General features: G+C 56.3%; 8 protein-coding genes. All 8 read right to left on the bottom strand.

Annotated elements, in window-relative coordinates:
- Positions 1–20 precede the first annotated feature (20 nt).
- Positions 21–491, bottom strand: a complete 471-nt coding sequence (gene rpsG / locus IH404_RS25555) for a 30S ribosomal protein S7 (RefSeq protein ID WP_002555493.1) — start codon at positions 489–491, stop codon at positions 21–23.
- A gap of 118 nt (positions 492–609) precedes the next feature.
- Positions 610–981 carry a 30S ribosomal protein S12 gene (gene rpsL / locus IH404_RS25560; protein ID WP_002555494.1) on the bottom strand — a complete coding sequence of 124 codons (372 nt, stop codon included), beginning with the start codon at positions 979–981 and terminating at the stop codon, positions 610–612.
- A 216-nt stretch (positions 982–1197) separates the two neighbouring features.
- Positions 1198–5397 (bottom strand): DNA-directed RNA polymerase subunit beta', encoded by a 4200-nt coding sequence (rpoC, locus tag IH404_RS25565; protein ID WP_005791982.1) that lies wholly within the window; start codon positions 5395–5397, stop codon positions 1198–1200.
- Between the two features lie 64 nt (positions 5398–5461).
- Complete coding sequence (rpoB, locus tag IH404_RS25570; protein ID WP_034109566.1) at positions 5462–9535, bottom strand: DNA-directed RNA polymerase subunit beta; 4074 nt, start codon at positions 9533–9535, stop codon at positions 5462–5464.
- 219 nt (positions 9536–9754) lie between these two features.
- Positions 9755–10120, bottom strand: a complete 366-nt coding sequence (gene rplL, locus IH404_RS25575) for a 50S ribosomal protein L7/L12 (RefSeq protein ID WP_005791984.1) — start codon at positions 10118–10120, stop codon at positions 9755–9757.
- 78 nt (positions 10121–10198) lie between these two features.
- The gene (gene rplJ / locus IH404_RS25580) at positions 10199–10699 is read right to left on the bottom strand and encodes a 50S ribosomal protein L10 (protein ID WP_003232405.1); all 501 of its coding nucleotides are present in this window, start codon (positions 10697–10699) and stop codon (positions 10199–10201) included.
- Between the two features lie 199 nt (positions 10700–10898).
- Complete coding sequence (rplA, locus tag IH404_RS25585; RefSeq protein WP_003176434.1) at positions 10899–11594, bottom strand: 50S ribosomal protein L1; 696 nt, start codon at positions 11592–11594, stop codon at positions 10899–10901.
- Positions 11594–12025, bottom strand: a complete 432-nt coding sequence (rplK, locus tag IH404_RS25590; RefSeq protein WP_003176435.1) for a 50S ribosomal protein L11 — start codon at positions 12023–12025, stop codon at positions 11594–11596. The genes rplA and rplK overlap by 1 nt, the downstream gene beginning before the upstream one ends.
- Positions 12026–12106 lie beyond the last annotated feature (81 nt).

Raw genomic sequence — 12106 nt, forward strand, 5'->3', positions numbered from 1 at the left:
CAAAATTAGTGAAGCTAAAATTAGAAGCGGTAGTGCGAGAAAGCTTTGTTAGCTTCAGCCATACGGTGCACGTCTTCACGCTTCTTAACAGCAGCACCTTTACCTTCAGCAGCGTCCAACAGTTCGCCGGCCAAACGCAGAGCCATAGACTTCTCGCCGCGCTTACGGGCGAAGTCTACCAACCAGCGCATTGCCAGAGCGTTACGACGGGACGGGCGAACTTCAACCGGAACCTGGTAAGTAGCACCGCCTACACGGCGCGACTTCACTTCGACCAGCGGAGCGATGGCGTCGAGAGCTTTCTCGAAGATTTCCAGGGGGTCGCTGTTCTTGCGTTCTTTAACCTTTTCCAGCGCGCCATAAACGATACGCTCGGCAACGGCTTTTTTGCCGCTTTCCATCACGTGGTTCATGAACTTGGCCAGAATTTGGCTTCCGTATTTTGGATCGTCAAGCACTTCGCGCTTGGCTGCTACGCGTCTTCTTGGCATGGATAAGCCCTCAAACGGTCTTCAGGTTCGCTCGGAATCGGTGCCCTTTCGGGACGCCTCCGACCTTACTCTTATCGACTCAGAAAATAAGATGATTCAGGTTTACAAAAAGCCGCTACTACTTAGGCTTCTTGGTACCGTACTTCGAACGACCCTGGTTACGACCTTTAACGCCGGAAGTATCCAAGGAGCCGCGTACGGTGTGATAACGAACACCTGGCAAGTCTTTTACACGACCGCCGCGGATCAGTACCACGCTGTGCTCTTGCAGGTTGTGGCCTTCACCGCCGATGTACGAGGAAACCTCGAAACCGTTGGTCAGACGCACACGGCATACTTTACGCAGTGCCGAGTTAGGTTTTTTCGGCGTGGTGGTATACACACGGGTGCATACGCCACGACGTTGCGGGCAGTTCTGCAGCGCAGGTACGTCGGATTTCTCGACGATACGCTTACGCGGCTGACGTACCAGCTGGTTGATAGTTGCCATCTACTAGCTCCACTGTTGTCTTGCGACGCTATTGTCTTGCAAGAAAAGCAAAATGGCAGGAACGAATTCCCGCCAAATTTAGGGGTACAAGAGTCTAAAGAGGATCTTGTCCCCAGTCAAGGCAAGGCCCCGACCTCCCCTCGCGCCGAACCGGGGCAAAAATGCCTCGATCCGACGAACGGGAGTGTCAGGGCCCAGACTCATCTATCGCAGAACTCAGTTACCGCTTGAGTTCAGTGCTTCGGTCAGTGCAGCTTCCACTTCACTGGCGCTCACGCGCAGCGGCTTGTCAGCATCACGGCGACGCTTACGCTCGCTGTGGTAAGCCAAACCGGTACCCGCCGGGATCAGACGACCCACGACCACGTTTTCTTTCAGGCCGCGCAGGTAATCGCGCTTGCCAGTTACCGCTGCTTCGGTCAGTACGCGAGTGGTCTCCTGGAAGGAGGCCGCCGAGATGAACGACTCAGTGGACAACGACGCCTTGGTGATACCCAGCAGCACGCGAGTGAACTTGGAAACGAATTTCTCTTCGTTCGCCAGGCGCTCGTTTTCTACCAGTACGTGAGTCAGTTCCATCTGGTCGCCCTTGATGAAACTGGAATCGCCGGATTCAGCGATTTCAACTTTACGCAGCATCTGACGCAGGATGGTCTCGATGTGCTTGTCGTTGATCTTCACGCCTTGCAGACGGTAAACGTCCTGGATCTCGTTAACGATGTACTTGGCCAGCGCACTCACACCCAGCAGACGCAGGATGTCGTGTGGATCGCTCGGGCCGTCGGAGATAACTTCGCCGCGGTTTACCTGTTCGCCTTCGAACACGTTCAGGTGACGCCACTTCGGAATCAGCTCTTCATACGGATCGCTACCGTCGTTCGGAGTAATGACCAGACGGCGCTTGCCTTTGGTTTCTTTACCGAACGCGATGGTGCCGCTGACTTCAGCCAGAATCGACGCTTCTTTCGGACGACGAGCTTCGAACAAGTCGGCAACACGCGGCAGACCACCGGTGATGTCACGGGTCTTCGAAGTTTCTTGCGGGATACGCGCGATAACATCACCGATCGCGATCTTCGCACCATCCGCTACACCGACCAGGGCGTTGGCTGGCAGGAAGTACTGAGCGATTACGTCAGTGCCTGGCAGCAACAGATCCTTGCCGTTGTCATCAACCATCTTCACGGCAGGACGGATGTCTTTACCGGCAGCTGGACGATCTTTGGCGTCGAGTACTTCAATGTTGGTCATACCGGTCAATTCGTCAGTCTGACGCTTGATCGTGATGCCTTCTTCCATGCCCACGTAGGTCACGGTACCTTTCATTTCGGTAACGATTGGGTGAGTGTGCGGATCCCACTTGGCCACGATTGCGCCAGCGTCGACCTTGTCACCTTCTTTAACCGAAATCACAGCACCGTACGGCAGCTTGTAACGCTCGCGCTCACGACCGTAGTCATCAGCGATTGCCAGCTCACCGGAACGGGACACAGCAACCAGGTGGCCATCCACTCGCTCAACGTGCTTGAGGTTGTGCAGGCGGACGGTACCGCCATTCTTCACCTGAACACTGTCGGCTGCGGAGGTCCGGCTTGCCGCACCACCGATGTGGAACGTACGCATGGTCAGCTGGGTACCCGGCTCACCGATGGACTGGGCAGCGATAACGCCGACCGCTTCACCGATGTTTACCTGGTGACCACGAGCCAAGTCACGGCCGTAGCACTTGGCGCAAATGCCATAGCGGGTTTCGCAGCTGATCGGCGAGCGAACGATCACTTCGTCGATGCTGTTGAGTTCGATGAACTCGACCCACTTTTCGTCAACCAGGGTGCCAGCAGGAACGATAACTTCCTCGGTACCTGGCTTGAACACGTCACGGGCTATCACACGACCCAATACGCGCTCACCCAGCGGCTCTACAACGTCACCGCCTTCAATGTGCGGAGTCATCAGCAGGCCGTGCTCGGTGCCGCAATCGATCTCGGTTACAACCAGATCTTGTGCAACGTCTACCAGACGGCGAGTCAGGTAACCGGAGTTAGCGGTTTTCAACGCGGTATCCGCAAGCCCCTTACGAGCACCGTGAGTGGAGATGAAGTACTGAAGTACGCTCAAACCTTCACGGAAGTTCGCAGTGATCGGCGTTTCGATGATGGAGCCATCCGGCTTGGCCATCAGGCCACGCATACCGGCGAGCTGACGGATCTGCGCAGCAGAACCCCGTGCGCCCGAGTCGGCCATCATGTACATCGAGTTGAAGGATTCCTGGTCAACTTCGTCGCCGTGACGGTCGATGACTTTCTCTTTCGAGAGGTTGGCCATCATCGCCTTGGAAACTTCGTCGTTCGCCTTGGACCAAAGGTCGATCACCTTGTTGTACTTCTCGCCCTGGGTTACCAGGCCGGAGGCGTACTGGCTCTCGATCTCTTTCACTTCGTCAGTGGCGGCACTGATGATGCGAGCTTTTTCATCCGGGATAACGAAGTCGTTAACACCGATGGAAACGCCGGAGATAGTGGAGTAAGCGAAACCTGTGTACATCAACTGGTCAGCGAAGATAACGGTCTCTTTCAAACCAACCACGCGGTAGCACTGGTTGATCAGCTTGGAGATCGCCTTCTTCTTCATCGGCAGGTTGACGACATCGTACGACAGACCTTTTGGCACAACCTGGTACAACAGCGCGCGGCCGACAGTGGTGTCGACGATACGGGTGTTGCTCACGCTGCCGCCGTCACGATCATTGACGGTTTCGTTGATCCGCACTTTGACCTTGGCGTGCAGTGCGGCTTCGCCGGCACGGAACACACGGTCAACTTCCTGCAGGTCAGCGAACACACGACCTTCGCCCTTGGCATTGATCGCTTCACGGGTCATGTAGTACAGACCCAATACAACGTCCTGCGACGGAACGATGATTGGCTCACCGTTGGCTGGCGACAGAATGTTGTTGGTCGACATCATCAACGCGCGCGCTTCCAACTGGGCTTCCAGTGTCAGCGGTACGTGCACGGCCATTTGGTCGCCGTCGAAGTCGGCGTTGTACGCGGCACAGACCAGAGGGTGCAGCTGAATAGCCTTACCTTCGATCAGTACTGGTTCAAACGCCTGGATACCCAGACGGTGAAGGGTCGGTGCACGGTTGAGGAGAACCGGGTGTTCGCGGATCACCTCGGCGAGAACGTCCCAAACCTCTGGCAGTTCGCGCTCGACCATTTTCTTGGCCGCTTTGATGGTGGTCGCGAGACCGCGCATTTCCAGCTTGCCGAAGATGAATGGCTTGAACAGCTCGAGTGCCATCTTCTTGGGCAGACCGCACTGGTGCAGACGCAGGGTCGGGCCTACGGTAATTACCGAACGACCGGAGTAGTCAACACGCTTACCGAGCAAGTTCTGACGGAAACGACCTTGCTTACCCTTGATCATGTCAGCCAGGGATTTCAGAGGACGCTTGTTGGAACCGGTGATAGCGCGGCCACGACGACCGTTGTCGAGCAAGGCATCGACAGCTTCCTGCAACATACGCTTTTCGTTGCGCACGATGATGTCCGGAGCGGACAGGTCAAGCAGGCGCTTCAAGCGGTTGTTACGGTTGATCACGCGGCGATACAGGTCGTTGAGGTCGGACGTCGCGAAACGACCACCGTCCAACGGTACCAGCGGACGCAGGTCTGGCGGCAGAACCGGCAGAACGGTCAGCACCATCCACTCTGGCAAGTTGCCGGAACCCTGGAAGGCTTCCATCAACTTCAGACGCTTGGACAGTTTCTTGATCTTGGTTTCGGAGTTGGTTTGCGGAATTTCTTCACGCAGGCGGCCAATCTCGTGTTCCAGGTCGATAGCGTGCAGCAGTTCGCGGACAGCTTCGGCACCCATGCGGGCATCGAAATCGTCACCGAATTCTTCCAGCGCTTCGAAGTACTGCTCGTCGTTCAGCAGCTGACCTTTTTCAAGGGTGGTCATGCCTGGATCGATAACGACATAGCTCTCGAAGTAGAGAACGCGTTCGATATCACGCAGAGTCATGTCCATCAGCAAGCCGATACGGGACGGCAGGGATTTCAGGAACCAGATGTGGGCGACTGGCGAAGCCAGTTCGATGTGCGCCATACGCTCACGACGAACCTTGGCCAGTGCGACTTCAACGCCGCACTTCTCGCAGATCACACCACGGTGCTTCAAGCGCTTGTACTTACCGCACAGGCACTCGTAATCCTTTACCGGGCCAAAGATCTTGGCGCAGAACAGGCCGTCACGCTCAGGTTTGAACGTACGGTAGTTGATGGTTTCCGGCTTTTTAACTTCACCGAACGACCACGAACGGATCATCTCAGGCGATGCCAATCCAATACGGATGGCGTCGAACTCTTCGACTTGACCCTGGTTTTTCAGCAAATTCAGTAGGTCTTTCAAGGCCTTTCCTCCTGGCGGAGCAGAGAGCGGACCAAACGGCCACGCTCTCGATTCGCGTCACGTGTTATTCGGTTTCCAGATCGATATCGATGCCGAGGGAACGAATTTCTTTGATCAACACGTTGAAGGACTCGGGCATGCCCGGCTCCATACGGTGATCGCCGTCCACGATGTTTTTGTACATCTTGGTACGACCGTTCACATCGTCCGACTTCACTGTGAGCATTTCTTGCAGAGTGTATGCAGCACCGTATGCTTCCAGTGCCCAGACCTCCATCTCCCCGAAACGCTGACCACCGAACTGAGCCTTACCACCCAGCGGCTGCTGGGTAACCAGGCTGTACGAACCAGTAGAACGAGCGTGCATCTTGTCGTCTACCAAGTGGTTCAGCTTCAGCATGTACATGTAGCCAACAGTAACCGGGCGCTCGAACTTGTTGCCGGTACGACCGTCGAACAGCTGCATCTGGCCGCTTTCCGGCAGGTCTGCCAGTTTCAGCATGGCCTTGATTTCGCTTTCCTTGGCACCGTCGAACACCGGGGTAGCCATTGGAACGCCGCCGCGCAGGTTCTTCGCCAGATCCAGGATTTCCTGGTCGGAGAAGGTATCCAGCTCTTCGTTGCGACCGCCGATCTCGTTGTAGATCTCGTGCAGGAACTTGCGCAGGTCTGCGACCTTGCGCTGCTCTTCGATCATACGGTTGATCTTCTCGCCCAGACCTTTGGCCGCGAGGCCCAGATGGGTTTCAAGGATCTGACCAACGTTCATACGCGAAGGTACGCCCAACGGGTTGAGGACGACGTCGACCGGGGTGCCATTGGCATCGTGCGGCATGTCTTCAACCGGCATGATCACGGAGACCACACCTTTGTTACCGTGACGACCGGCCATCTTGTCGCCCGGCTGGATGCGGCGACGGATTGCCAGGTAAACCTTGACGATTTTCAGCACGCCTGGAGCCAGGTCATCGCCCTGCTGCAGTTTGCGCTTCTTGTCTTCGAACTTGTCGTCCAGCAGACGGCGGCGATCAACGATGTAGGCCTGGGCCTTCTCGAGCTGCTCGTTCAGAGCGTCTTCAGCCATGCGCAGTTTGAACCACTGGCCGTGCTCAAGACCGTCGAGAACTTCGTCGGTGATGTCCTGACCTTTCTTCAGACCTGCGCCGCCTTCGGCCTTGTGGCCTACCAGAGCGGAGCGCAGGCGTTCGAAGGTCGCGCCTTCAACGATACGGAACTCTTCGTTCAGGTCCTTGCGGATCTCGTCGAGCTGGGTCTTCTCGATGGACAGTGCACGAGCATCACGCTCAACGCCGTCACGGGTGAAGACCTGTACGTCGATGACAGTACCTTTGGTACCGGTAGGTACACGCAGGGAGGTGTCTTTAACGTCGCTGGCTTTTTCACCGAAGATGGCACGCAGCAGCTTCTCTTCCGGAGTCAGTTGGGTCTCGCCTTTCGGAGTGACCTTACCCACCAGGATGTCGCCTGCGCCAACTTCAGCACCTACGTAAACGATACCGGCTTCGTCCAGCTTGTTCAGTGCAGCTTCACCCACGTTCGGGATGTCTGCAGTGATTTCCTCAGGACCAAGCTTGGTGTCACGTGCCACACAGGTCAGTTCCTGAATGTGGATCGTGGTGAAGCGGTCTTCTTGAACCACACGCTCGGACAGGCAGATGGAGTCTTCGAAGTTGAAGCCGTTCCATGCCATGAACGCGATGCGCATGTTCTGACCCAGAGCCAGTTCACCCATGTCGGTGGACGGGCCATCGGCCATGATGTCGCTACGCTGAACGCGATCACCCTTGCTCACCAGCGGACGCTGGTTGATGCAGGTGTTCTGGTTCGAGCGGGTGTATTTGGTCAGGTTGTAGATGTCGACACCGGCTTCGCCAGTTTCAACTTCGTCATCGGCAACACGAACCACGATACGGCTGGCATCAACGGAGTCGATAACGCCGCCACGACGAGCCACGACGCAAACGCCGGAGTCACGGGCTACGTTCCGCTCCATGCCGGTACCTACCAGCGGCTTGTCAGCACGCAGGGTCGGTACAGCTTGACGCTGCATGTTGGAACCCATCAACGCACGGTTGGCGTCATCGTGCTCCAGGAACGGGATCAGCGACGCAGCAACCGAAACTACCTGCTTCGGAGAAACGTCCATCAAGGTGACGTCTTCCGGCGCCTTGACGGTGAACTCGTTCAAGTGACGAACAGCTACCAGCTCGTCGATCAGGACTTTCTTGTCGTTCATCGTGGCCGAAGCCTGAGCGATCACGTGATCAGCTTCTTCGATGGCGGACAGGAACACGATCTCGTCGGTGACCAGAGCGTCTTTCACCACACGGTACGGGCTCTCGAGGAAGCCATACTGGTTGGTACGCGCATAAGCGGCCAGGGAGTTGATCAGACCGATGTTCGGACCTTCCGGCGTTTCGATCGGGCAAACACGACCGTAGTGCGTCGGGTGTACGTCACGAACTTCGAAGCCAGCACGCTCACGGGTCAGACCGCCCGGGCCCAGTGCGGATACACGGCGCTTGTGGGTGATCTCGGACAGCGGGTTGTTCTGGTCCATGAACTGGGAAAGCTGGCTGGAACCGAAGAACTCTTTCACTGCCGCGGCCACTGGCTTGGCGTTGATCAGGTCTTGCGGCATCAGGCCTTCGCTTTCAGCCATCGACAGACGCTCTTTGACCGCGCGCTCAACACGCACCAGGCCAACGCGGAACTGGTTCTCGGCCATTTCGCCTACGCAGCGAACACGACGGTTACCCAGGTGGTCGATGTCATCGACGATGCCTTTGCCGTTACGGATGTCGACCAGCGTCTTCAGTACCGCGACGATGTCTTCCTTGCACAGCACGCCCGAACCTTCGATCTCGGTACGACCGATACGACGGTTGAACTTCATCCGGCCGACCGCAGACAGGTCATAGCGCTCAGGGCTGAAGAACAGGTTGTTGAACAGGGTTTCGGCAGCGTCTTTGGTTGGTGGCTCGCCAGGACGCATCATGCGATAGATCTCGACCAGCGCTTCCAATTGGTTGCTGGTGGAGTCGATCTTCAGAGTGTCGGAGATGAACGGACCGCAGTCGATATCGTTGGTGTACAGGGTCTCGATGCGAACAACCTGGGCCTTGGCGATTTTCGCCAGGATCTCGGTGTTCAGCTCGGTATTGCACTCAGCCAGGATTTCGCCTGTAGCCGGGTGAACGATGACCTTGGCGGTCGTGCGACCCAGAACGTAGTCCAGAGGCACTTCCAGCTCTTTGATACCGGCCTTTTCGATCTGGTTGATGTGGCGCGCAGTGATACGACGGCCAGCCTCAACGATGACCTTGCCCTTCTCATCCTGGATGTCCAGGACGGCAATTTCACCACGCAGACGCGAAGCGATCAGCTCCAGCTTGAGGGTTTCATCCTTCAGGCTGAATACGTTGGTGGTATAGAACGCGTCCAGCACTTGCTCAGTGGTATAGCCGAGCGCGCGCAGCAGTACCGAGGCCGGCAGCTTGCGACGACGGTCGATACGCACGAATACGCAGTCTTTCGGGTCGAACTCGAAGTCCAACCACGAACCGCGGTACGGAATGATCCGCGCGGAGTACAGGAGTTTGCCGGAGCTGTGCGTCTTGCCGCGGTCGTGGTCGAAGAACACGCCCGGGGAACGGTGCAGCTGGGAAACGATTACACGCTCGGTACCGTTGATAACGAAGGTACCGTTTTCAGTCATCAATGGGATTTCGCCCATGTAGACTTCTTGCTCTTTGATGTCCTTGATCGCTTTGTTCGACGATTCTTTGTCGAAAATGATCAGACGGACTTTTACCCGCAACGGTACGGCGTACGTAACGCCACGCAACACGCATTCTTTGACATCAAATGCCGGTTCGCCCAGGCGATAACCGACGTACTCCAGCGCAGCATTGCCGGAGTAGCTGATGATCGGGAAAACGGATTTGAAGGCCGCATGCAGGCCCACGTCGCGGAACTGATCTTTGGTCGCTCCCGCCTGCAAGAATTCACGATACGAATCCAGCTGGATAGCCAGAAGGTACGGGACATCCATGACGTCCGGCAACTTGCTAAAGTCCTTGCGGATACGTTTTTTCTCAGTATATGAGTAAGCCATCAGCGTTCCCCAGCTTGGTCACCTGCTTGTTTGGCCCCTCCGACGGGAGCAGCCAGAAAATCTTGCAAACCCCATGGTTTGCACCACCGCTTCGGGTGGCTACAGCGCGTTAATGGCGGCGACCGAGTCGACAGCCAAGAACGGAAAAAGGCCGGTGGCAAGAGCCACCAGCCATCAGCCTTCAGCTTAACGCTTGGGCTGGAGACGCAAGGTCGATGCTTACTTCAGCTCGACTTTAGCGCCTGCTTCTTCCAGAGTAGCTTTGGCTTTGTCAGCTGCGTCTTTGGCAACAGCTTCCAGAACCATGGCAGGAGCGCCGTCAACTACAGCCTTGGCTTCTTTCAGGCCCAGACCGGTCAGTTCACGTACTGCCTTGATCACGTTTACTTTCTTCTCGCCAGCTTCGGTCAGCATGACGTTGAATTCGGTTTGCTCTTCAACAACGGCAGCAGCAGCAGCTGGGCCAGCGGAAGCAGCGGCAGCGGAAACGCCGAATTTTTCTTCGAAAGCTTTGATCAGCTCAACAACCTGCAGAACCGACATTTCAGCTACGGCGTTGAGGATATCGTCTTGGGAGATAGACATTGCTGTATTTCCTGAATTGGGGGACGGCCTACGCGGCCATCGAAATAAACAAAAATACGCGAGAGAAGTTGCTCAGCTTTAGGCTGCGGCAGCTTCTTTTTGCTCGCGAACTGCAGCCAGAGTACGAGCCAGCTTGCTGGTAGCGCCTTGAATCACGCTCATCAGCTGCGAAATGGCTTCGTCGCGGGTCGGCAGTGTTGCCAGTACGTCGATTTGGTTAGCTGCGAGGAACTTGCCCTCGAACGCAGCTGCCTTGATCTCGAACTTATCCTGACTCTTGGCGAACTCTTTGAACAAACGGGCAGCAGCGCCTGGATGGTCCTTGGAGAACGCGATCAGAGTCGGGCCAGTGAACACGTCGTTGAGAACACTGTATTCAGTGTCCGCAACAGCGCGCTTGAGCAGGGTGTTACGTACAACACGTACGTATACGCCAGCTTCACGAGCCTCTTTACGGAGTCCGGTCATAGCGCCTACTGTCACACCACGGGCATCAGCCACGACAGCGGACAGAGCAGCTTTGGCAGCCTCGTTGACTTCAGCGACGATGGCCTTCTTGTCTTCGAGATTAATTGCCACGGGTTTAACTCCTGCTTGTTACCGTTTCATCTGGCCGAGGCCGGATGTCGTTTTGGTGTCTGATTCGGTAAGGAACCGGGAGCACCATCTGCGTAGGCTTGTTGGTTTAAGACTTGCGTCGCCTACGGTCTTGGATAGCCCCCGCCAGGCAGGGACCCCAATCTTTCAATTGGCGCAATCGCTTGCGCCAATTTGTGTCTTATACGTCCAGCGAGCCTTGGTCGATGACCAGACCTGGGCCCATAGTGGTGCTCAGGGTAACGCGCTTGACGTAGATGCCTTTCGAGGAAGCTGGCTTGATACGCTTCAGATCAGCGATCAGGGCTTCAACGTTTTCCTTCAGCTTGACGGCGTCGAAGCCGACCTTGCCAACGGAAGTGTGAATGATGCCGTTTTTGTCGGTGCGATAACGAACCTGACCAGCCTTGGCGTTTTTAACCGCGGTAGCTACGTCTGGCGTTACGGTGCCGACTTTAGGGTTAGGCATCAGGCCACGTGGACCCAGGATCTGACCCAACTGACCTACAACGCGCATTGCATCCGGGGAAGCAATAACGACGTCATAGTTCAGGTCGCCGCCTTTCATTTCGGCAGCCAGGTCGTCCATACCAACGCGATCAGCGCCGGCAGCCAGAGCAGCTTCAGCCGCCGGGCCCTGAGTGAAGACAGCAACACGTACAGTCTTGCCAGTACCGTGTGGCAGCACAGTAGCGCTACGAACGACCTGGTCGGATTTACGCGGGTCAACACCCAGGTTCACAGCAACGTCAACAGACTCGCTGAACTTGACAGTCGACAGCTCGGTCAGCAGAGCAGCAGCGTCTACGAAGTTGTAGGACTTGCCTGCTTCGATTTTGCCGGCGATAGCCTTTTGGCGCTTGGTCAGCTTAGCCATTACACACCCTCCACGTTAAGGCCCATGCTACGAGCAGAACCGGCGATGGTACGCACGGCTGCATCCATATCAGCTGCAGTCAGATCCGCGTTTTTGGTTTTCGCGATTTCTTCCAGCTGAGCACGAGTTACGGTGCCAACCTTAACGGTGTTCGGACGAGCGGAACCGCTAGTCAGACCAGCAGCTTTCTTCAACAAAACCGAAGCCGGGGTCGACTTGGTTTCGAAAGTAAAGCTACGGTCGCTATATACAGTGATGATCACTGGAGTCGGCAGACCTGGCTCAAGACCCTGAGTACGGGCGTTGAAGGCCTTGCAGAATTCCATGATGTTCACGCCGTGCTGACCCAGAGCTGGACCGACGGGTGGGCTAGGGTTGGCCTGAGCGGCCTTCACTTGCAGCTTGATGTAAGCGGTAATCTTCTTGGCCATGAGGCACTCCAATTACGGGTTCAAACGCCTAAAAAGGCTCCCCGGTTACTTGCGCGTTTATCCCAGTGACGACAAAACCCC

This window comes from Pseudomonas sp. OST1909, from assembly GCF_015277575.1.
Lineage (GTDB): Bacteria > Pseudomonadota > Gammaproteobacteria > Pseudomonadales > Pseudomonadaceae > Aquipseudomonas > Aquipseudomonas synxantha_A.